The 22421-nt window shown below is 61.6% G+C and carries 18 protein-coding genes and 1 pseudogene; 12 read left to right on the top strand and 7 right to left on the bottom strand.

Going from position 1 to position 22421, the window contains the following annotated elements:
- Window positions 1-2: 2 nt before the first annotated feature.
- The 3 genes from AC3WJM_RS06395 to AC3WJM_RS06405 all read left to right on the top strand — a co-directional run bounded on the left by AC3WJM_RS06395 (window position 3) and on the right by AC3WJM_RS06405 (window position 1902).
- On the top strand, window positions 3-326 hold the full coding sequence (locus AC3WJM_RS06395) for a DUF6221 family protein (protein ID WP_492260584.1): 324 nt from the start codon (window positions 3-5) through the stop codon (window positions 324-326).
- Window positions 327-508: 182 nt separating this feature from the next.
- Entirely contained in the window at window positions 509-706 is a 198-nt protein-coding gene (locus AC3WJM_RS06400) for a helix-turn-helix transcriptional regulator (protein ID WP_284992068.1), read from the top strand.
- Window positions 706-1902 (top strand): type II toxin-antitoxin system HipA family toxin, encoded by a 1197-nt coding sequence (locus AC3WJM_RS06405; protein WP_284992067.1) that lies wholly within the window; start codon window positions 706-708, stop codon window positions 1900-1902. Before AC3WJM_RS06400 ends, AC3WJM_RS06405 begins: the two co-directional genes overlap by 1 nt.
- A gap of 26 nt (window positions 1903-1928) precedes the next feature.
- Here the strand turns inward: AC3WJM_RS06405 and AC3WJM_RS06410 are convergent, their stop codons facing one another.
- Window positions 1929-3734 (bottom strand): molybdopterin-dependent oxidoreductase, encoded by a 1806-nt coding sequence (locus AC3WJM_RS06410; protein WP_332602961.1) that lies wholly within the window; start codon window positions 3732-3734, stop codon window positions 1929-1931.
- A gap of 161 nt (window positions 3735-3895) precedes the next feature.
- Between AC3WJM_RS06410 and AC3WJM_RS06415 the strand changes: the two genes are divergently transcribed.
- The 3 genes from AC3WJM_RS06415 to mctP all read left to right on the top strand — a co-directional run bounded on the left by AC3WJM_RS06415 (window position 3896) and on the right by mctP (window position 8578).
- Window positions 3896-6385 carry an alkaline phosphatase family protein gene (locus AC3WJM_RS06415; RefSeq protein ID WP_492271419.1) on the top strand — a complete coding sequence of 830 codons (2490 nt, stop codon included), beginning with the start codon at window positions 3896-3898 and terminating at the stop codon, window positions 6383-6385.
- 217 nt (window positions 6386-6602) lie between these two features.
- Complete coding sequence (locus AC3WJM_RS06420; RefSeq protein ID WP_306961971.1) at window positions 6603-6884, top strand: DUF3311 domain-containing protein; 282 nt, start codon at window positions 6603-6605, stop codon at window positions 6882-6884.
- Window positions 6881-8578, top strand: a complete 1698-nt coding sequence (mctP, locus tag AC3WJM_RS06425; RefSeq protein WP_059389391.1) for a monocarboxylate uptake permease MctP — start codon at window positions 6881-6883, stop codon at window positions 8576-8578. Before AC3WJM_RS06420 ends, mctP begins: the two co-directional genes overlap by 4 nt.
- Before the next feature lie 59 nt (window positions 8579-8637).
- Here mctP and AC3WJM_RS06430 read toward each other — a convergent pair.
- Window positions 8638-8793, bottom strand: a pseudogene (locus tag AC3WJM_RS06430) (homocysteine S-methyltransferase family protein); the annotation flags it as partial.
- A 125-nt stretch (window positions 8794-8918) separates the two neighbouring features.
- Window positions 8919-10442 (bottom strand): HNH endonuclease, encoded by a 1524-nt coding sequence (locus tag AC3WJM_RS06435; RefSeq protein WP_492271420.1) that lies wholly within the window; start codon window positions 10440-10442, stop codon window positions 8919-8921.
- Between the two features lie 189 nt (window positions 10443-10631).
- Between AC3WJM_RS06435 and AC3WJM_RS06440 the strand changes: the two genes are divergently transcribed.
- From AC3WJM_RS06440 to AC3WJM_RS06465, 6 genes are all read left to right on the top strand, one after another.
- Window positions 10632-11522, top strand: a complete 891-nt coding sequence (locus AC3WJM_RS06440) for a LysR family transcriptional regulator (RefSeq protein ID WP_059389382.1) — start codon at window positions 10632-10634, stop codon at window positions 11520-11522.
- Window positions 11523-11662: 140 nt separating this feature from the next.
- Complete coding sequence (locus tag AC3WJM_RS06445) at window positions 11663-12808, top strand: tartrate dehydrogenase (RefSeq protein ID WP_492271421.1); 1146 nt, start codon at window positions 11663-11665, stop codon at window positions 12806-12808.
- Window positions 12809-12902: 94 nt separating this feature from the next.
- On the top strand, window positions 12903-14309 hold the full coding sequence (gene dctA / locus AC3WJM_RS06450; RefSeq protein ID WP_492271422.1) for a C4-dicarboxylate transporter DctA: 1407 nt from the start codon (window positions 12903-12905) through the stop codon (window positions 14307-14309).
- A gap of 1 nt (window position 14310) precedes the next feature.
- Complete coding sequence (locus AC3WJM_RS06455) at window positions 14311-15453, top strand: glycerate kinase (protein WP_492271423.1); 1143 nt, start codon at window positions 14311-14313, stop codon at window positions 15451-15453.
- Window positions 15454-15533: 80 nt separating this feature from the next.
- On the top strand, window positions 15534-16625 hold the full coding sequence (locus AC3WJM_RS06460) for a type I restriction endonuclease (RefSeq protein WP_307053944.1): 1092 nt from the start codon (window positions 15534-15536) through the stop codon (window positions 16623-16625).
- 94 nt (window positions 16626-16719) lie between these two features.
- Window positions 16720-16977, top strand: coding sequence for a type II toxin-antitoxin system Phd/YefM family antitoxin (locus tag AC3WJM_RS06465; protein ID WP_492271424.1), 258 nt, complete (start codon window positions 16720-16722; stop codon window positions 16975-16977).
- A gap of 136 nt (window positions 16978-17113) precedes the next feature.
- On the opposite strand, the gene AC3WJM_RS06470 is transcribed toward AC3WJM_RS06465, so the two are convergent.
- The 4 genes from AC3WJM_RS06470 to AC3WJM_RS06485 form a co-directional block, all read right to left on the bottom strand.
- On the bottom strand, window positions 17114-17983 hold the full coding sequence (locus tag AC3WJM_RS06470) for an ABC transporter permease (protein WP_492271425.1): 870 nt from the start codon (window positions 17981-17983) through the stop codon (window positions 17114-17116).
- Between the two features lie 331 nt (window positions 17984-18314).
- Entirely contained in the window at window positions 18315-19043 is a 729-nt protein-coding gene (locus AC3WJM_RS06475) for an ABC transporter ATP-binding protein (protein ID WP_284991933.1), read from the bottom strand.
- Complete coding sequence (locus AC3WJM_RS06480; RefSeq protein WP_492271426.1) at window positions 18974-20473, bottom strand: hypothetical protein; 1500 nt, start codon at window positions 20471-20473, stop codon at window positions 18974-18976. The genes AC3WJM_RS06475 and AC3WJM_RS06480 overlap by 70 nt, the downstream gene beginning before the upstream one ends.
- A gap of 695 nt (window positions 20474-21168) precedes the next feature.
- Window positions 21169-21345, bottom strand: a complete 177-nt coding sequence (locus AC3WJM_RS06485) for a hypothetical protein (protein WP_306961992.1) — start codon at window positions 21343-21345, stop codon at window positions 21169-21171.
- Window positions 21346-22421: the final 1076 nt, after the last annotated feature.

Genomic DNA, 22421 nt, shown 5'->3' on the forward strand with positions numbered 1-22421 from the left:
CTGTGGATATCGTCGATTTCCTCTCGGACCGCCTGAAAGAGGACGAGGCTGCGGCGCGGAAACTCCTTGGCGACCGTTCCGTGTCCGAGGCGGGCAAATGGTACGAGCGACGTCTTCTCCTGGAATGCGAATCAAAAAGAAGACTGCTCAGGATCGTGGAATCCGCGCGGCAAACGGCCTTGGCCACGATGGTTCTCGGCACGCTTGGGGACACCCCCCAGTGGATCCCGGAATCGATCGAATGGACCACGAAATCTCTGAATGCCCTCGCGCTGCCCTATTCGGACCATCCGGACTTCGAACCGGAATGGCTGGCGGAGACGTAGCTGGCGGACGCGAGGCGCGTTGGGTGGAGAGCGGCAAGATCTTGCCGAAATGAGGTTTTGACGGCTTCACAGCAAGCAAAATCATTACTTTCGGCAGCATCTTGCCGATTTTGGCAAAATGGTTCAGAATTGACCAAGAATACTGTCAAATCGGCAACATCGTGCCGGATCATCGGAGACTCGTGGAAGACCTAGCGGCGATTGCGGCCACCATCAGGAAAGCACGCAAAGAGGCCGGAATCACGCAAGCTGACCTTGCCGACCTTGCCGGGACTTCCGAAAGGACCGTGCGGGCGATTGAGACTGCCACCGGAAATCCTTCACTGGGGGCCGTCGTGGCCGTAGCCAACGCCGTCGGCCTGCACATGGCAGCAGTCTGATGGCCGACGATTTCGAGGAGTTGAAGTTCGTTCGTGCAGCGGACGTTCACAAAGGCGGCGTCCTGGCGGGCCACCTTGCCCGCACTGGCCAGGGCGGGGTCAGTTTTTCCTACGCGGCGGAGTACCTGACATCCGGTTTGCCCGCGGTTGCCAGTTCGCTGCCCGTGACGGACCATCCCGTCGAGACTCCCGCTGGCGCTCTTCCGCCGTTCTTCGCGGGCCTGCTGCCGGAGGGGCATCGGCTGAGCGTGCTCAGGGACGCCACCAAGACCAGCTTCGACGACGAACTCACCCTCCTGCTCGCAGTCGGCGCCGACGTGCCAGGAGACGTCCAAGTGGTCCCTAGCGGCGAAATTCCCACCGAACCGGCACCCCTTGCCGACACATCCAGGCCCGAGGAATTGGACTTTGCCGCCCTCGCCAATGCAGTGGACCGCCATGCCATCCCCGGAGTGCAGGACAAGGCAAGTGCCTCCATGCTGACCACGCCACTGTCTCTCCGGGGGCAGCGGTATCTGCTCAAACTCGACCCGCCCAACCACGCACACTTGCTGGTAAACGAAGCGCTGCACCTTTCCGCCGCCAAGGATCTCAAGATCCCTGTAGCGAAGAGCCATATCATCGCCGACATGCACGGGCTGCCTGGGTTGCTGGTGGAACGCTTCGACCGCGTGCAGGACAAGGATCGCTCCTGGGTGCGCCTGCCCATGGAAGACGGAGCCCAGGTCATGGGTCTGCCACCGGCTTCCAAGTATTCCGTGACGTCGGAGGACGTCGCTGCTGCGCTGGCCGGGCAGTGCAAGGCCCCACTCGTGGCAAGCCGCAATCTGTACCTGCAGTTCGTCTTTGCCTGGCTGACCGGGAATGGCGATCTCCATGCCAAGAATCTCTCGATCCTCGGGGACCGGCACGGAGGATTCGTTATGGCCCCGATCTATGACATTCCATGCACGCTGTTATACGGAGACGACTCGCTCGCGTTGCCGTTGTCCGGGAAAACCAAAAACCTCAAGGCGAAGCACTGGGCCGATTTCGCGTTGGCCCTCGGCCTACCACAACGCGCCGCCGCCGGCGCCAATGCATTGGCCCTGTCAGCTTCTGGAAAGGTCAAGTTGGAGGACCTACCGTTCACCGGGTCACCGCTCCGAGGCGCCCTGCGGGAGTTGAGGTTCCGGAGAGGAGAGCTGGCGGGCTGACTGGCGCACCCACACTCTGAGGCCTGCTAGATCGACTGCCGGTATCCGAAGAACTCGTGGTCTTCGTTGTAGCCGCCGAATCCGCCACCCACGTCGGAGAAGTCCGCTACGAACTCGATGCCCTTGATCCATTTGACCATCTTGAAGCCGAGCTGCACTTCGTTGCGCAGCCGAAGTGGCGCCCCGTGTCCGTACGACAGCGGCGCGCCGTTCATGTCATAGGCGAGCATGGTGAGCTGATAGCCCATCTGCTCGATCGGATGCGCATCGTAGTAGTCGCCCTTATCCGGCCCCTCACCCAACGAATAGAACACCACCCACTTTGCTTCGGGTGCCGGCTTGACCAAGTCGAGGATGGCCTGCATCGACACCCCTCCCCATTTGGCTACTCCCGACCAGCCCTGGATGCAGAAGTGTTGCGTAATCTGCTCGTGGTAATCCATTGCTCGCAGCTCGGCGAGGCTCAACTCGACCGGATTGCCCACGAGCCCGTTGATGCGCAAGCGGTAGTCCCGGAAATCGTTGTCAAAGAGATTCTTGTACTCGTCGGATTCGGGATACTGGCCGTTCAGCCAGAGGCGCGGCGAGATGTCCTTCTCCGTGTACTGCCCCGGGCGTGAGTCGATGTGCTCGAACAACCGCTGTGCCGGGCCGATAAGGGCGTAACCGGCCCTCTGGACGAGCCGCGGATGCCGAATGGTGAGCGGAGTAGCAGCGACCCAGCCGACGATGATGACCACCATCGAGGCAGCGAAAATCCAGAACCCCGTCCAAGACTGATCGTTGCGCCCCGCGTACATGTGGTTGAGGTTCTCCAGCGCCCCGGTAGTGAGAACCAGAGCCACGTGAAGGACGATGAACAACAGGAACCAGCACAGCACCAGGAAGTGCAAGGAACGTGCCATCTGGATGTTGAAGACCGAGCTGATACGCCGAAACCGCGTGGAGAGCGCCGGGGACATGCCTAGCCCGGTGATGAGGGCCAGGGGTGCAGCGATGAAGATCGTGATGAAGTAGGCGATCAGTTGCAGGCTGTTGTAGTTGGCCCATCCGCTCTCGGTAGGCCATTCCAAGGAGAGGTATTGGATGACAACCGAGATCGAGTTGGGGATGACGTCCCAGCTCAGCGGGACCACGCGCATCCACTGGCCCGTCGCGAACAACAGCACGAAAAAGACGACTCCGTTGACCAGCCATAGCGTGTCTATCCCAAGGTGCCACCAGCGCGCGAGTCCGATCGAGTGCCGTAGCCCCGGCAGGCCGACCTGCAGAGGGAGGCTGATCGAATCCTTCTTAGCCGTCCACAGTGGATCTTCGGGTACTGGCTTCTGTACCCGGAACCAATCCCGTCCCGGCGTCGAATGTCGCGTCCAATACAGTCGCGGGTGGTCCGTGAGTATCTGTGCACCCGAACGGATGATGAAGATCAGGAAGAACATGTTGAGGAAGTGTTGCCACCCCAGCCAGGCTGGAAAGCCGACGGGGGCGCCCTCCGGCAGCTTTGAGGCTCCCGGATAGGTCTTCAGGAACGACTCGACGGGGGGCAGCCCGCGGATCCCTTTCGCGACGGCGACCGCGACGATGAGCAGCACGAAGCCGATCGGAATCAACCAGAGCAGATTGAACCACTTGGTGGGGCTGATCCGAACACGCGGGGCGATGCCGCGATCCTGCGGAAGCGAACCGGCGAAGGTCATCGGGTCGATGACGTCCTCCCCGCGCTTCAATTCACTCCGGAAGCTGCCCTCGGCACCGGGTCCGGCTTGCGACGTCGGACCCCTCCGCTGCGGGTCCTGCATCGGATCCTGCGGCATCGGTTTGTCAGCTGTCATGAGGCCGAGCCTAGACCCCGGCGGGGTTGGATGATGAAACTGGATCGTCGCCCTTGGCGAATCCACACTGTCCCGCCCCGCTTCATCAGTTCACTGATGATTTAGCTGATGGTTCCCTGCGAGTCGGACCAACGTGTTTCGGGGCTCCTAGCTTTGGGAGCATGAAATTCAAAACAATCCCGGTCATCATCGGAACATTGTCTTGTGTGCTGGTCGGCAGCGCTGCGTTCGCGGCGGTCTCCACCTTCGCCGGCCCCCACGAGGACGGAACGGCAGTCACTTCAATCGGCATGCGCGTCACGCCGACCGGACAGCAGACCTCACTTGGGGACCTCCCGCTGAACTCCGCCATCTCCCCCGACGGCAAGCGGCTCGCCGTCACGAACAACGGTCAAGGTACGCAGTCATTGCAACTCGTGGATCTTGCAGACCACGAGGTAGACCAGACCATCTCCTACAAGTCCCCGGAATCCCTCTACATGGGCTTGGCGTGGAGCCCCGACGGCACCAAGCTTTACGCCAGCGCGGCAGCAAACTCCAAGATCCGCACCTACGGCTACTCCGGCGGCAAGCTGGCCGAAGGGGCGCCCATCCAGCTGCCCACCACGACGCCGGCGGGCAAGGCAGTCAATCTCTTTCCGGCCGGATTGGCGATCACGCCCGACGGCAAGCGGCTGGTTGTCGCAGATCAGCTCGCTGACGCCGTGTCCGTCGTCGACCTCGCCACCGGAAACGTCTCGACGACGCCGGCCGGTCACCGGCCGCTTTCGGTCGCCGTTTCCCCGGACGGCACGACGGCGTTCGTCACCAACCAGGGCGCCTCGGACATCTCCGCGGTGGACATCACAGGCGCCGAACCGAAGGTTTCCCGCACCGTCACGGTGGGTCTCCATCCCAACAAATCCGTCCTGTCGAAGGGCGGCCACACGCTTTACGTTGCCAACGGCGACGACGACACCGTCTCGGTTGTCGACACCGCCGCCGGTACAAGCACGAATATCAGCGTCGCACCTGAAAAGGGCGCACCGGTGGGGACCAATCCCACCGGACTGGCCTTGGACGAAGCCGGCCACCGCCTGTTCGTGAGCAACTCCGGTAACAACGACGTCGCCGTCGTCGACCTCGCCCAGAAGGCAGTCGCTGGTGTGGTGCCCGTGGGCTGGTACCCGAGTTCGCTGGCCTTCAGCGACGGGACATTGCATGTCACCAACGCGAAAGGGCTAGGCGCCGGGCCAAACAACGGACCTGGCCACCCAAACCCCGAGTCAACCGCTCCGGCCGCCGAAAACCAGTACAGCGGATCGATGATCGTTGGCACATTGAGCAGTTTCAGCGTGCCGGAGGGCGGTCAGCTGCAGAAGGCCACCGAGCAGGTCAAAAACAACAATCGCCCGGACACCGCCGGCGGCAACATCATCCCGCGCCAACCGGGTCAAGAGAGTCCCATCAAACACGTGATCTACGTGGTCAAGGAAAACCGCACCTACGACCAGGTGCTTGGAAGCCTCGGCAAGGGCAATGGGGATCCCTCACTGAACCTCTTCGGCGATGAGTCCGCACCGAATATGCGGGCCCTCTCCAAGAAGTTCACCACCATTGACAACTTCTACGCCGATGCTGAAGTGAGCGCCAACGGATGGAATTGGGTGGCCTCTGCCAACTCGAACCCGTACGCCGAGCAGATGTGGCCGGCCAACTACTCGGGCCGCAAGGCGCCGTATCCCAGCGAAGGAAATGCCCCTGAAATCGCGGCCCAACAGCCTGACAACACGTATGTCTGGCAGCGGCTCGCCAAGGCAGGCGTCAGTTTCCGCAACTACGGCTTCTACGTTTCCAATAATGCCGGCACGTTCAACGCCGCGGACCCCGTCCTGGATGCGCAGACCGACCACAACTACCACGGTTACGACCTGAACTGCCCTGATTCGGCGGGATCGTTCGCGCCGCTGAAGCCTGGCTGCGGTACCCCACGTATTGAAGAATGGGCCAACGACTTCCAGTCCCAAGTGACATCCGGAACGGTTCCCACGGTCCAGTTCGTGCGCCTGCCGAATGACCACACCCAAGCCACCCGTGTTGGCGCCCCCACGCCAAAGGCTTATGTCGCGGACAACGACTACGCGCTCGGCAAGCTGGTGGACACCGTGTCCCACTCTTCCGCCTGGAAGGACACCGCCATCTTCGTCACGGAGGATGACGCTCAGAACGGCCCGGACCATGTGGATGCGCACCGCACCTTGGCGCTGGCCATCAGCCCGTACACCCAGACAGGGAAAGTCGATTCGACCTTCTACAGCACGGCGTCAATGGTCCGTACCATCGGCCTCATTGCCGGCATCGGTCCGCTGACCCAGTTCGACGCGTTCGCCACTCCCATGAACGCATCGTTCACGGCCAAGCCTGACAACACGCCGTACACCGCGCTCAAGCCCAGCTACGACATGACCACCGTCAACGGGGCAAACGCTCCGATGGCCCCGCAGGTGGCCACCCAGGACACTGCCACCGAAGACAAGATCGATGAGCAGCTGTTCAATAAGTCCATCTGGCAGTCAGTGAACGGTGCTGACTCGAAGATGCCCGAACCCCAACACAGCGTGATCGGCTCCGGTTCCAGCAGCCAGCCGGCTGCGAAGGATCCTGACGGCTAGCCAGATCCTCTTTGGCAGGGCGGTCACCAGAATCGGGTGGCCGCCCTTCGCCGCGCCTGCGCTGAGCCTTGGATAAAAAACGGGCACACTCCCCTGTCAAAGAATTAGTCCAGAATCTATTCTGTTGATGGACCGGTACAAATATGGTCCGCCAGGCCACCGGCACGTCCCGGGAAGCCCATCCCGCTCCGGGGGCCGTCTCTACGAGGAGGCGTCCATGTCAACTCCCGATGTGCCAACCCGGGGGCCCGCAAGGCCCGGTCCGTATATTGCGGCCGGAATCCTGCTGGCCATCTCCATTCTGGTTCCGCTGTTCGTCCCGGCGTATTCGATTGACCAGCCGCGGCTCGCAGGTATGCCGTTCTTTTACTGGTACCAAATGCTCTGGGTTCCGATCACCGCGGCCATGGTGGGCGTCTCCTACCGGCTGGTAACCAAGGAAGACCGTCGCCGCCGCGAGGTCGCGCGGGGCGCACGCACTGGGGAGGAAGAACAATGAGCGGGCTCGCCGTCCCTCTGGCGACCACGGGGGATCGGCCCGTCAACGGCGTCGCGCTCACCGTCGTCGTCGTGCTCTTTATCCTGGTGGCGGTGCTGGGCTTCTTCGCGGCGCGTTGGCGCGCGGGCAAGGAAACGGGCCTGCACAGTCTCGATGAGTGGGGCCTCGGTGGCCGCGGTTTCGGAACCTGGGTCACGTGGTTCCTCCTGGGCGGGGACCTCTACACGGCTTACACCTTCGTGGCTGTGCCGGCCGCGATGTGGGCCACCGGCGCCGTGAGTGGTTTCTTCGCGGTGCCGTACACGATCGTGCTCTACCCGATCGTCTTCCTGTTGATGAGCCGTTTGTGGTCGGTCTCGCACCGGCACGGCTTCGTCACACCGGCGGACTTCGTGGGCGGGCGCTACGGCAGCAGGGCACTCACGGTTGCGGTGGCCCTCACGGGCATAGTCGCGACCATGCCCTATATCGCGCTGCAACTGGTCGGCATCAAGGCGGTGCTCACCGTGCTGGGTCTCGGGAGCGCTGAGAATGTGCTGCTGACTGACTTACCGCTGATCATCGCATTCGTGGTCCTGGCCGCCTACACCTACACCTCGGGCCTTCGGGCGCCGGCGCTCATCGCCGTCGTGAAGGACCTCCTGATCTACCTCGCGGTCATCGTCGCTGTGATCTACCTGCCGATCAAGTTCGGGGGCTGGGACAACATCTTCGGTGCAGCCCAGACGAAACTCGACGCCGTCAGCCCGGCCACAGGCAAGCCCGCCGGCGTCTTCATCCCGGGTGCCGCCAGCTATTCCGCGTACTGGACGCTGGCCCTTGGCTCGGCCATGGCGTTGTTCATGTACCCGCACTCGGTCACTGGAGTCCTGGCGACGAAGAGCAGGAACACCATCCGCAAGAACGCCGCGGTCCTTCCGCTGTATTCGCTCATGCTGGGATTCCTTGCCCTCCTGGGTTACGCGGCCATCTCTGCGGGCACCAAGCCGATTGACCTGAACGGTGCCGTCAATCCACAGCTTGTAGTTCCGCAGTTGTTCCTGGACAATTTCCCCGCCTGGTTTGCAGGGATCGCTTTGGCGGCTATCGCCATCGGCGCCTTGGTCCCGGCGGCCATCATGTCGATCGCTGCCGCCAACCTGTTCACCCGCAATATCTACCGCGACCTGATCCGGCCCGACGCCGACCCGCGGCAGGAAGCGAAGGTCTCCAAGATCGCCTCGCTCGTGGTGAAGTTCGGGGCCCTGATCTTCGTCATCGCCATGGACCAGTCCGCCGCCATCAATATGCAGCTCCTCGGCGGTATATGGATCCTGCAGACGTTCCCGGCGATCGTGGCTGGGCTCTACACCCGATGGTTCCACCGCTGGGCGCTGTTCGCAGGGTGGGTCGCCGGGATCATCTACGGCACCGTCGCTGCATACAACGTGGTCAACCCCGTGACGAAGGCTAACTTCGGCGGCTCCATCGCAGCCATCCCGGGCACCAATGTGCAGGTCTACATCGCGGTCGTCGCGTTTGCCATCAACCTCATTGTCGCTGCCGTCCTATCGCTTGTCTTCCGCGCGATGAAACTTCCCGACGGGAAGGACATCACCCGGAACTCGGACTACGGGGCTGACGAGGACGATCCCAAGGTTGCCCAACTCCAACGCGAGTACCCACTGGGCGAAACGGGAGGCGGCACGTTCTGACCGGATCTGCTCGCTAGCGCTTCATCGACTTTGCCACAGCAGCGATATCCCGCGGTGTCGTCCGGCACGAGCGCCAGAAGGGCCTCAGCCTCCGCGAAGGAAGGCAGCGTCTCACAGGCCAGCAGGTCCACCTCCGCCCCCACGAGCGCCCCGATGCGCGGCCGGTGGAACTCCTTGAACTCGCGCTGGGTGAGGACGTAGTCGCCCCGATACTCCGGTGGCGAGAGCACCATCCACTGTCAGGTTTGCACCCGAATCGAGCAGGCACGACAAGCTGGCGCTGCGGCTGCCCTTGCTTTCCATAGCTTGACCCTACGATCCTTCTGCCGGGTTTGTTTGCCTAGGCTGGTTGGCGTAGTTCGCGTTGGTGGCGCCGGTTAGACAGGTCCCCGAAATAGTGTGCCGCCATGACGGGCGGGTCTCCGTTCAAACGCGTTCCTGGCAGGGGTGGTGCTGTGGATCGGTAGGTATGTCCGGTGGGGGTGAGGATGTCGAGGACATGCCGTGTCCCGGGGCTGGTTCTTGCTGTCCTGGTTTTTGCTGGTCTGGTTTGTGCTGTCCAGCCGTTGAGTTCTTTGGTGTGGTTGCATGCCTCGCACAGACCCGCCCCGTTGTGCAGGCTGGTGGGGCCGTCGTCGTGCCAGGGGATGATGTGGTCGAAGTGGCGGATCGGTGCGTCGCAGTAGGGGGTCCGGCAGGTGTCGTCGCGGGCCTGGATGAAGCGCCGCAGCCCGGCGGGGAAGAACCGGGCCCGGGAATCGACGGCGACGAGTTCACCGGTTCCGGGGGCCGTGAAGAGGCGCCGGAGCCAGAGCTTGAAGTCGTGCGTCTCTTCGGCTTGGTCCTGGCCGGACCGGCCATCCTTGATATTGCCGTTGTCGCTGAGTATTGCCCGTGCCCAACCCGCGGGGACAATCCCGTAGCCGGGGAGACGCGCCGGTTCGCTGTCGCGCTGGAAGAGGGTCCGGTCGGTCATGACGAGCTGGACCTCAACCCCGCTGATCCCGCCGGGGGTGCCGGTGGTGCGTTCGACGAGCGCGTCGGCCATGATCTGCCCCCGGGTCCGGGTGTCCCCGGTTGAGCGCAGGGTGTCGGCGTGCCGGGTCAGGGCCGCGTGCACGGCCACGCCTTGGGCGACGGGAAGCAGGGCGGTCAGGTAGGTCATGGTGTCCGGGGCCGGGCGCAGGGACACGTGACGTTCCTCGGCGGCACGGGCCGAGCGTTGCGTGACGGAGCTGGGGTCGCGCCGGTAGGCCGCGGCCCGCGCCGCGGCGATGATGGCCTTGTCTCCGGCGCCGTCGAAGGTTCCGGTGTCGGCGGCGAGTTCCTCATCCACGGCGCAGCGGTCTTCGGCGGACAGGCAGGCTGTTTCCTTCACCAACAGGGTGGCGCGCCATTCGTTCAGCTGTCCCGATTCCAAGGCGGCCAGGGTGCGCGGCATCTCTGTGACCAACGCCTTCGCCAGTCCGGAGAGCCGGGATCCGCGGGCGGGCGACTCCCGCCGGGCCAAAGCCACCTGGGCGGCCACGCCGCGGCCGCGTTCGTCGGTTGGCACACCTGCCGCCGCCTCGGCGCTGCGCTGGGCGGCATCGAACGTGACAGCGATCCGGGCCTGCGCGGCTGAGGCCGCTGACTTCAGATCCTCCAGGCCACGCAACAGGTCAATCAATTCGGCCGTGTCGGCAAGTTCAGCGAAGCCGCCATGTTCGGTGCCGCCGGACGGCGCAAAGGCAGCGGCCGGGCGAAGCGATCTCACGGCATCGATCAACTCGCGCACCCGGAGGCACGGGCCAGCAGCCTCCGGAACCGCGTCGCCGGTTGGCGCGACCCCTCCGATCAGCTGTGTTCCCCGATTGCCATCCATAGGAAAAGCTTCGCAAAGGGGTCTGACATTATTAGGCCCGAGAACCACGCCCGGGCGAAAAATCTTGGGAAGGGGCCCGGTTTTTTGGGGTGGGCCAGCGAAGGGCACCAGACAGCCCGGCCGTCGCCCGGGCCACTGATAGGCGTAGGCTATCGATCGATTCGGAAGTCCAGCCAGAGGAGCCCCATCATGGACACACGAAAACTAAAGTACTTCCTCGCCGTCGTCGACCATGACGGGTTCAACCGCGCCGCCGAGCATCTGCTGATCGCACAACCGTCGCTTTCCCAAACCATCGCGAGCCTCGAGAAGGAAGTCGGCGTTCCGCTGTTCCACCGCATCGGCCGCAGGGCGGTCCTCAGCGAAGCCGGCAAGGAATTGGTCGGGCCGGCCAGACTCGTCATGCGGGACCTCGACGCCGCACAATCAGCTGTTCAGTCACTCCGAGGCATCAGGAGCGGCCGGCTCGACATCATCACTATGCCTTCGCCGGGCATCGAGCCGCTGACGTCTATGATCGCCGCCTTCACCAAGGTCTATCCCGCAGTCCGGCTCAACGTCAGTGCTGCCTTCACGCCCGAAGAAGTGATCGAATCGGTCCGGAACGGCAGCTCCGAAATCGGGCTGGCCGGCTCGCCTACGCCCATCTTGGTCCCCGGCGTCGAGGTCCTCGAACTCGAAAAACAACCGCTCATCCTGATCGTCAACCCGCAGGCCGACACCTTCGGCGCCGAGCAATCGGCCATTCAACGTGAGGATCTCGGGGGACAGCGCATCATTGCGAGCCAGCGAGGCTCCCTCATGCGTTGGCTCGTGGATGATGCGCTGGCGCACGGCGTACAGGTGGAGATCGTCGTCGAAGTCGCCCACCGGACCTCCATCTTGCCCCTCGTTTTGGCGGGCGTCGGGCACGCGGTGATGCCGTCGTCGTGGGCTCCTACCGCGCACAAAGCCGGCCTGCGCACAATGCTCATCGAACCAGTGAGCCACCTGGACGTCGCGGTGCTCAGCCGCAAGGACAACCTCACTCCCGCGGCCAAGGCGTTCTTGCAGGTCGCTGCGGAGCACACCGAAGATTAGCGCGCTCGACTGCAAAGAAAAGATAGGCGCTACCTATCAGCCGTATCGAAACTAAGTCTTGGACGCCACCTACCCGCCGCCCGTCTACTTGAAGAGGAAGGCAGTGTGACTCTGCTAACAAACTCAACGAGGAGGTAGGCATGAGCGCCACCCAGAAATTCAGCATCGCATCAATCCCCGCAGACGGCGTCGGCAAGGAAGTTGTCTCGGCAGGCCGCCGCGTCCTGGACGCCCTGGCCGCGAACTCCAACGGGAAGTTCGCCTTTGAATGGACCGAGTTCCCGTGGGGCTGCGGCTACTACGAGAAGACCGGCCAGATGATGGACCCCAAGGGCCTGGACGCCCTCAAGGACTTCGACGCCATCTACTTCGGAGCCGTCGGCTGGGAGAACGTCCCGGACCACATCAGCCTCTGGGGCCTGCGCCTGAACATCACCCAGAACTTCGACCAGTGGGCCAACATCCGCCCGGTCAAGTTCCTCCCCGGTATCGAGTCCCCGCTCCGCAAGGCTGACAACACCGAGCTCGACTGGATCGTTGTCCGCGAAAACAGCGAAGGCGAATACGCCGGACTTGGCGGACGCAACCTGAGCGGTCGCGGCCCGGGCAACGAAGTTGCGCTGCAAACCGCGCTGTTCACGGAGAAGGGCTGCGAGCGCATCATGCGTTTCGCGTTCGATCTCGCACGGACTCGCACGGTCAAGAAGGTCTCGTCCGTCACCAAGTCGAACGCCCAGCAGTACGGCATGGTCCTCTGGGACGAAACCTTCAACCGGGTCGCCCTCGATTACCCTGACGTGCGGACCGAGAGCGTCCTGGTTGACGCCATGAGCGCCAAGTTCATCCTCCACCCGGAGGAATTGTCGGTGGTGGTCGCGTCCAACCTGAACGCCGACATCCTCTCGGACCTCGGCTCGGCACTCGCCGGCAGCCTTGGCCTCGCCGCGAGCGCCAACCTGAACCCGGAGCGCCGCTTCCCGTCGATGTTTGAGCCGGTCCACGGTTCCGCACCGGACATCGCAGGCAAGGGCATCAGCAACCCCATCGGGGCCATCGCCAGCGCCGCGTTGATGCTGGACCACTTCGGCCTGCACGAAGAAGCGCGCCTGGTCGAGGCGGCCATCGAACAGACCACAGCCGCCGGATTCTTGACCCGCGACGTCGGCGGCGAAGCCACCACGGACGACGTCACCGAAGCGATCATCAAGGCCGCGGAGGTCCCTCCCCAACACTCGCGAGCTCGCGTTGGGACCCTCGGGACGCCGCTTAGCGCCAGCCTTCGATGAGTGACGTACGACGGCGGCTGGCCGGCCGCCGTCGTACCTCCCGCGGAGGTCCCTCCAACTTTCTCCACAGACATTCCACAATGAGGTAGGAATCATGGAACACATCAACAAAGCCGGCGCAGCTCCGGCACCCAAGACCCGGCGCGTCAAAAAAGCGTGGTACCGGCAACTGTATTTCTGGGTTCTGACCGCCATTCTCATTGGCGTCCTGCTCGGCTGGCTCGCGCCGACCGCGGGCATTGCCATGGAACCGATCGGGACCACGTTCGTCAATGCGATGAGGATGCTCATTGGCCCGATCGTCTTCCTGACCATCGTCGGCGGGATCGCGAGCGTCGCGGACCTGAAGAAGGTCGGGATGACAGGCCTGAAGGCCCTCACCTACTTCCAGCTCGGCACCATTTGTGCGCTCGTGTTCGGCCTTGTCGCGATCAACATCTTTCGGCTGGGCGAGGGCGTCAACGCCGCGGCCGGCACCATCAAGACCACTGATGCCGCGGCCAAGCTCATCGACGTCGGCGCACACCAGGAATGGTGGCAGTTCCTGACCAACATCATCCCCACGAGCATCGTCCAGCCCTTCATCGCGGGCGACATCCTCCAGATCATCTTCATCGCGGTTGTCTTCGGCATCGCGTTGAACGCGATGGGCAAGCTTGGCGCGCCCGTGCTCGACGGCGTGCAGCGGCTCACCGGTGTGATGTTCAAGATCCTGGGCTTCATCATGAAGGCCGCGCCGCTGGGTGCATTCGGCGCCATGGCCTTCGCGGTCGGCAAGTACGGCGTGTCCTCCCTGACCAGCATGGGCGGACTGATCGCACTCTTCTATGTCACTTCGATCCTCTTTGTCGTGGTGGTCCTCGGCTCCGTCATGGCCTTCCTGAGGCTCAACATTTTCACGATGATCAGGCACTTCAAAGAGGAATACCTGATCATTCTGGGCACCTCGACCGCCGAACCTGCACTGCCGGGCCTGATGCGCAAACTCGAGCACGCAGGGGTTAAGAAGGAGACCGTGGGGCTTGTTGTCCCTACCGGCTACAGCTTCAACCTCGACGGCGCCGCGATCTACCTTTCCCTGGCCGCCGTATATATCGCCCAGGCCACCAACACGCACCTGAGCATCGGCCAGCAGTTGGGCCTCATCGCCGTCATGCTGCTTACGTCCAAGGGTGCTGCGGGCGTCGCGGGCGGCGGTTTCATCGCCCTCACCGCAACGTTGGCCACCATCGGTACCATCCCGGCCGCGGGCATCATGCTCATCTTCGGCATCGACAAGTTCATGTCCGAATGCCGCGCCCTCGTAAACTTCACCGGCAACGCTGTCGCGACGCTGTTCATCGCCTGGTGGGACCGCACCCTCGACGCCGACCGTGTCCGCCGCGTCTTCGCGGGCGAACTTGTGGAGCCGATTCAGGAGATTGAAATTCCCGCGCCCGCTACCGCCGTCGAGCCTTTTCAGCCCGCCGACCGCCGTCCCGCCTACTCGGAATCCAGCTGACATGAGCAACGCAACTGCCCCGATGAGCGTCCTCATCGCGCCCGACAAGTTCAAAGGCAGCCTCACCGCCGGCGAGGTGGCGGACGCCCTGGCAACAGGGCTCCGTTCCGCCGGAGCGGTGCAGTGTGAGCTGCTGCCGCTGGCGGACGGAGGTGACGGCAGCGTGGATGCCGCCGTCACCTCCGGGTTCGCCCGCCACGCTTTGGTGGTCCCGGGGCCGACCGGACAACCCGTCAAGGCGAGCATCGCGTTCGACGGGGTCACTGCTGTTGTGGAGGTGGCGAATACTTGCGGTTTGGGACTGTTGCCGGACGGGCGGCTCTTGCCGCTTGATGCGTCGAGCCGAGGCTTTGGCGAGTCTGTTCTCTTTGCCCTTTCGTTGAGGCCGGCGCGGATCGTGCTGGCGCTGGGCGGAAGCGCGAGCACCGACGGAGGAATGGGCATGCTCACCGCCCTGGGCTTTCGTTTCCTCGATGCTTCGGGCCGTTCTTTGGAGGGCAACGGGCGGAACCTTGGCCTTGTTCATTCTGTGGATGCGCCTCTTGGGCTGATTGGTGTGGAGCTGATTGTCGCGAGCGATGTGCATAACCCGCTCTGCGGGCCGGACGGTGCGCCGGCGGTTTTCGGTCCGCAGAAGGGCGGATCGCTTGCGGATGTTGCAGCGCTCGACGCCGGTCTGACGCACTTTGTCTCTGTGCTCACTTCGGGCGGGTTTGAGAGTGCGGCGTCCCTTGCCAAGCATCCCGGCGCCGGAAGCGCCGGCGGGATCGGCTTTGCGTGCCTGTTGCTTGGCGCTTCTCAAGTATCCGGGGCGGACTACTTCCTGGACCTCCTGGACTTCGACACCCGCAAGGACGGCTGCGACGTCGTCATCACGGGCGAGGGCAGCATCGACGAGCAGACCCTCGCCGGAAAGCTGACGGCCGCCGTCGCGCGCCGCTCGGGCACCCGGCCGATCATCGCCGTCGCGGGCCGCTCGTTGCTGCCGCGGGAGCGGTGGCCCGAGATGTCGCTCTCGCGTGTCTACACGCTGACGGACTACACGGATCTGGACTCGTCGAAGGATCCTGGGCTTTCGGTGGAACTGCTGCGGCGGATCGGGCGGGAGATTGGGGAGGGGCTTGGGCGCTTAGGTGGCATGTAAACAGACACGCCCGACTTCCGTGATCTCTTGCTGCCGCGGGTCTACGGTTGGCTCAATGTCGGATTGGTCAAGGGGGACACATGGAATTCGCAGAACGGCTCTCGGCGCTTGCCGCAAAGGTGCGTCAGCAGCGCGAGGCTATTCAGACCGAGGAAGCAACGAAGAACGCATTCGTCATGCCGTTCATCTCAACGATCCTCGGCTACGACGTTTTCAACCCTCTTGAGGTCGTGCCGGAGTTCACAGCGGATGTGGGAATCAAGAAAGGCGAGAAGATCGACTACGCCATCGTGAAGGATGGCGAGATTCAGATCCTCATCGAGTGCAAGAAGTCCATTGGACCGGTAAGGATCGAACACGCTTCCCAACTATTCCGCTACTTTGCAGTCACAAATGCGCGGATTGCCATACTCACCAATGGCGAGGTGTATCAGTTCTTCACTGATCTCGATGCTCCGAACCGTATGGACGAAAAGCCGTTCTTGGTGCTGGATCTCAATGACATCGATGATTCGCTCCTGCCTGAACTCCAGAAACTCTCAAAAGATGTCTTCGATCTTGACTCGATCATCAACGCAGCTGGCGAACTGAAATACATCGGCGAGCTAAAACGGACACTCGCCGCCCAGTTCCGCGAGCCTGAAGACGAGTGGGTCAAGTTCTTGACCACACGGGTGTACACCGGCCCATATACGCAGCGTGTGCGCGAGCAGTTCACTTCGCTCGTCAAAAAGGCATCGAAGCAGTTTCTCAACGATCAGGCCAATGAACGTCTTAAGAAGGCCCTCGGCTCTCAGACCTTTACGCAGATCGACGATTCGGCAATTCTTCCGAAGGTGACGAGTGAGCCGGTGGTTGAATCCGACCTCGCCGAGGCCGATGGTATTGAGACCACACTCGAAGAAATCGAGGGCTACCAGATTGTCCGGGCGATCGTATGCAGCGACGTAAAGCCCTCAAGGGTCTTCCAACGCGATGCCAAGTCGTACTTCGCCGTACTTCTGGATGACAATAACCGCAGGCCGATAGCACGCCTGCATTTCAACCGAACACAGAAGTACATCGGACTCTTCGACGAACACAAAGAGGAACGGCGTGTTCCCATCGACTCCCTTGAAGACATCTACGAACACGCTGACGCTCTTCGCGCCAGTGTGAAGGGCTACCTGTAGCAGCTGTCGGCTGGGTGGCGGCGCCGACTTGAATGGACACGTTTACAACGAGGTTTGCTGTCGAACCCCGCATCAGCGATGACACACTTGGTGCGTGGGAACTGTGACGGTGCGCGAGCTAAGGAACCATGGCGACGAAGTGCTTGAGCGGGTCGCTCGTGGCGAAACGCCGATCGTTACCCGCGAAGGCCACGAGGTGGCTGAGCTTCAGCCCGTACACCGACGCGGCCGCCAAACAGAACGACTGATCGCCAGCCGCCGGCACCTGCCGCGCGTGGACAGTGAGATATTCCGGGCAGATCTGGACGAGATCCTGGCTTCGAGTTCGGTGTCCCTATGGTCAAGGACATGAACTCCATGCTTCGTCTGGTTCAAGACCGGCAAATACGTCGCGGACACTTCGCGCCAAACCGAAGTATTCGGACCGCCCCCGACCGCGGAAAACGCGGTCGGTGGCGGTTTGCTCGGAGTCTGGGGCACTAGGGGATCTACAGGTCCCTCAGCGAGGAATCCGCGTCGAGCCGGGCGAGTCTTGCGACGTGGCCGAGGGCTCCAAGGCACAAGAACAAACGAACGCAGAGGAGTGCTCCGAGCACGAGCAGCCAGTTGGGCATGGCCCATGCGGTCACCGGCAGGAGGTCGAGCTGCAGTCCGTTGAAGACCGCCGTTCCTATGACGGAGCAAAGAGTTCCCAGGAGCGCCCCCGTCACGCCAATGATGAGGCCCACTGCAGCCAACTCGACCATGTAAACCCCTGCTATCGAGGCCCCCGACCAGCCGATGGCTTTAAGGAGACCCACTTCGCGGGCCCGCTGCTTGATCCAACTGCCGCCAACGGACACCCCGACGCCGAGGCAAAAGATGATCAGGAAGCCACCGATCACCCAGCTGACAAGGGCAAGAAGAGCGAAGAGGCCTGACAGGGACCGGATTTGGCCCGCTACGCTGTTCACGGAGTACCCGAGGGCTCGGACTTGGTTTTGCACGTTGACCACTTCATCCGCTGAGTCAACGCGCACATATGCGCGGGGATAGACCAGCGTTTTGGTGGCTGGCCGGGCATTGGCGAGTGTTGACTGAAGTACCTTGCTGGAGACGTAGGCAGCTTGTGCGCCATCCGTACGCGGCGACGAGTTGCCATAGATACCTGAGACGCGGAGCGATATGGAAACGGGTTCGCCGTTGCCGGGGCCGATTTCCTTCGTATACACGAAGCTCATTTCCTTGCCGAGCAGCTCGGTGTATTTCTGGCCCTGACCCTTGTCGGGGAGCAGGATCTGGCCTTCCCCAGGGCCGTCTTCGGAGACATCGCCGAGCAGTATTTTCGGGGTGATGCCGCTGATGAATGGCGTACCCATGAACGCGCCTGGGTTGTTCGGTGACGGCCAGTTCGCTGGGTCCTCTATGGCGAGGTCAATTTGTGCCCAGCCGAAGGATCCCACCACATGATCGATTTGGTCGAACCGGGACAACGAGTCGTCAGTGATCTCGCGAGCTGAGTCTGGACCGACTGAGGTCACCTCCACATAATTCAGTGCGGAGTTGGTGCTGATCTTGTTTGAGTATGAACTTATGCCTGCCCCAACGATGCTGTCGGCGAATATGAATACCGCGATGCCAAGACTCATCAGGACCGCGAGTGGCCTCAATTTCGAGAGAGAAAGCCGCACCGACCTCGCAGCAAAGGCTCTATTTCTGTTCAAGGAGCAACTCCTTCATCGGAAGCTGACGGTGGGCCACATGCTGGAAGACTTCGTCATGGGAAGCGACGAGGACACCGCACCCGCCGTCGGCGCCCCTTCGCATGGCGTCCAGGATGGCTTCAGTGTTTGGCGCGTCAAGACCCGAACTTGGTTCGTCCGCTAGTAGCAGCGATGGTTCGTTGATCAGTGCGCGGCAAAACGCGACTCTTTGTTGCTGGCCGCCGGAAAGCCTCTTCGCTTGCCGGTCAGCGACCGCCGCAAGACCGAAGCGTTCCAACTGCTCCGTAATCGTTGCGCGTGTCATGGGCTTGCTGCTGGCAAGGAGAACATTTTCCAGCGCCGTAAGTTCGGGAAGAAGGTTGCTGCTCTGAAACACCATTCCAATTTCGCTCGAGCGGACACGACTAGCCGTCCGGGACGATGCATCGGTTCTGTCGTTACCGTTGATCCACACTTTGCCGGCATCGGGGGTCGATAGAAGTCCGGAGATATTCAGGATGGTTGACTTCCCCGAACCCGATTCACCTCGCAGCCAGACGATTTCACCTGCCTGGACGTTCAGGCTGACTCCAGAAAGGACCAACTGTCGGGTCCCGCGTTCATCTGAAAAAGACTTGGTGATGTTCTCAAGACGAAGTACCGAAGTCACTTGTTCTCCCCGAAATCGTAGGCACCCGGGACCGCGATCATGGCAGCTGAAATCGAGAGGCTGCATGGTGACGCTTTGTCTGGTTCCATCCGATACAGAGACGGGAATTCTTTACAGCCTTTCAGAGTCCGCAGTTCCTCGGCCGCCTTGTCGAAGTCGTTTGATCCAAGTCCGGACCGACTTGCGTTCGTCATGGCGGTCAACGCCCGAAAGTAGTTCAGGCCCTTTCCTCTGGATGAACCGATGAGCTGCGGGAGAGCGGACTGGACGGCCGGAAACATTGATCTCACTTCTTCGCTGTTTGAGAAGTACATGGAGTTGGAGAGCGCCATTAGCGCTCCGGAAAGTAGATGTTCAACCCCGGGGTCTGCGTCGAACGTCTCCAGTCGCGCCAACCGGGCATTAGGCTCAAGCTGCACCAGAACATCCACCAGGTCGATGTACCCGCTGAGATTTGCGAATGTCACGGCAGCCGGAAGCGCTGCCCTTCCCTGCTCGATGATCGAACCGTAGCTCCCCCAGGATGAAGATCCGGAGCGCTTAAGCGCCACAAGCGCCTTGAGTTGGGTGATCAGATCGGTTCCAGGTGCCTTCAACACCCGTTCCAGTTCGTCTCTGGTTCTTTCGCTCGTGACCTCTGGAAAGTTAGTGTCGAGGAGTCTTGCGGCAAGATACGTCCCGTGGACCGAGCCTTTGGCGAGAGTCGATGAACGGATAAGTCCCGTCGTCTGGTCAACCCTGGGTGCGATACGGTCCTTGACAAGTCGTTGGGCCTCGGTCTGAGCGTTCAGCAATTCCAGGGAACGCAGCATTGAGGCGATCAGCGCGTCATCATGCACCTGGTTTGAATCCAGAAGCCTAACGATATGTTCTCTAGCGTCATTTGGAACGACCAGATCCTTTCCAAGAGTTGCTCTCACTTCAAGAGCGGCTTGAAAGTCAAGGGTTGACTCATAGTCGCCAGGGAGCTTCCTGGAATCCACGTTCTTCAATGCTCGTTCCAATTGACTGGGTTTCGCCTTTTGCAGAGCCGAATAGGAATCGAAGAGACGCCACAGAAGATAGGGCTTCTCCGCGATCGAGTTGACGTCAATTGCGCCAAGCCGTACGAGCGCTTCTCCCCCAAAGGACTTTGCAGCAATCGCGGACCAGCCTTGCATCCTACCGATATCGATCCAAAACCACAGCGCGGCGATTTCCGCGCCTACATCCTGTTGCGTCGGAGTCATCGAGGCACTGGCCAATTTCTCCTCTAATTCGGCAGGCACAGCCGCGCCGGCAGTCCTAATCAGCTTAAGCGCCGACCATAGCGTCGGCAGGTCGACTGTGGACTGCTCGCTGAGCGCTTCACGGACAGTCCTGTTGGCGCTGTCCGCGGCCAGCAGGTAGGTCCCAAGGTCCTCGGAGTACACTGCCGTAGTGTACAGATCTCCACGCTCTTGGCCCTCCCCCTCGGGCATCCTTATGAGGCCGTTGGTTCCCTCGAGCTTCTTCAAGTCCCCTTGTATGGCAGACACATCGTTAGCGGGTGCGGAGAGATCGGCACTGCAGGCAGGCAGGAAAAGCATAGCCACGATTAGCACCGAAAACAGTTTGGCGTTTCGTATGTTCTGCAACTTTTGACGGCATATACCTAGGCTTCTTTTCATTTCTGCAGTGCCGATCTCTTAGTCATACGCGCGCGGAGGCAGTGCGCAAATTGCCGTAATAGTAAGCGGTGGCCGCCACATCCGCACCCAAGTAGAACGCTCCCCAACCCATGCAGACTGTGCCACTCAGATATGATCCACGAGCACCGTTACTGTTGGTCCACTGAAGTGTCGCCGGATTACTGGTTCCGGATCCCGATACATTGACACCCTTGATGCTGATGGACCCAACACCGTACTGATAGAACGATGTCGTATTGCGAATCCAATTGGGTGATACGTTCATCACAGCCGACGAGGAAAAACTCCCACAACCGCCATTTGATACCGGCTGAATCCACATATTTGCCGTGATCGGCTGCCCGTTATCGAAATACGCCGTGCCCGATGCGCTAGTGGCCTGCGCTCCCGACGCGACCCCAATTGCCATGAGCGCTGTCAGCGCACCTACCGCAACTACCTTCCTTGCATTCCTAACCATTTTCATTCGATTCCCCATTCTCAATTACCGGTCGGCCTTTGAATTCCGACCGCGTTTCTGGTCAGACATGAATATCGAACATGTTCTCCACCCCGAGCCGATCGCACGGAACGGGACCGGGGTCGCGGTACACGAGTCCTTTGCTCAAGTACGGAGGTGCCCGCTCTCGGCCCCAGATCAGGCGCTCCACGAACAGGACCACCACCGACCCCAGCGCGAGAACGAATAGCCTTCCCATGGCCGGCACCTAGAGACTACTGACGGATTTGTTTTCGGAGGCCTCAGCATCGACGACGAGAGACATGGTTCCAAGACAGATCGCGCCGATTGTCCAAAGCCATATCGGAATCGACCCGGGGAAGCCAACGGTCGCCGCTCCCGTGAAAACGCCACTACCCATCCCGCTGATCGCGAACAGACCAGCATCGCGCTTCGGACTTCGCCTTGTCGTGAGCACTAGGACCAGGGCAACCGCGCCAATAGCTATGGAGGTCCAGGCAAGAGGCGGTGTCTTCGGTTCGTGAAGGAGCCCGACAATAGTGCTGCCAGCGACACACGTGAGCACGAGCGCAGTGGCCGTTCTGCGGATAGCTGATGAAAAGATCATTTTCGGAACCTTTCTGGGGGAGTTAGCTACGACCGCTGGGGCGACAGGGATAACTAGGGTTCGCATGCGCGTTCGCTTTGTTTGTACGCATCGAAAGCGTCTTTTCGGGCCCAGACGGCAACAAGGGCTCCATGGCATAAGAATTCAATGCAAACCGCGGGGACGATAACCCAGCTCGACACGCCTGCTCTGGCGAGTGCACCGAATATCACAACGGTGAGCACCGCACTTGCTAGGTTGAACCAGCGTCGGCCCGGAGTTGCGTCCATAGCCGTCAGGAGTTCGTCTAGGTAATAGAGCATTTCGATCCATTCCGAAGACCGCCGCCACCGGTAATAACCCCTTGCGCAGGGGCACACCGCAGCTCTGATCGCAGGGGGCCCAGGATGCTCGCAAGCGGGCCACGGGCGGGTGTTGCCGATGGGACGTCCCGAGCAATCAAGATGCGATTTTCCACGAATCCCCCAATCCATCTGTGGTTCCGATTTGAAATCGAAACCCATACGGGAAGGCTAAGGGCGAAAAAGCCGCCTCAGTGTAGAAAAGAGGAAACTCAGTGCTGGGAGACCCAAATTTCAGTGTGGAATCGGGCAATCTCCGTGTGGTCGGTGGCGCTTCTCCGTGTAAATCGAGGCTGAACACGTAGAGAGATGTCCGCATCGGGCGGCGAGGCCAGAGTGGACTTCGCATCCACCCCCCCTCCCAGC

Source organism: Arthrobacter sp. FW306-1B-G06A, from assembly GCF_058781765.1.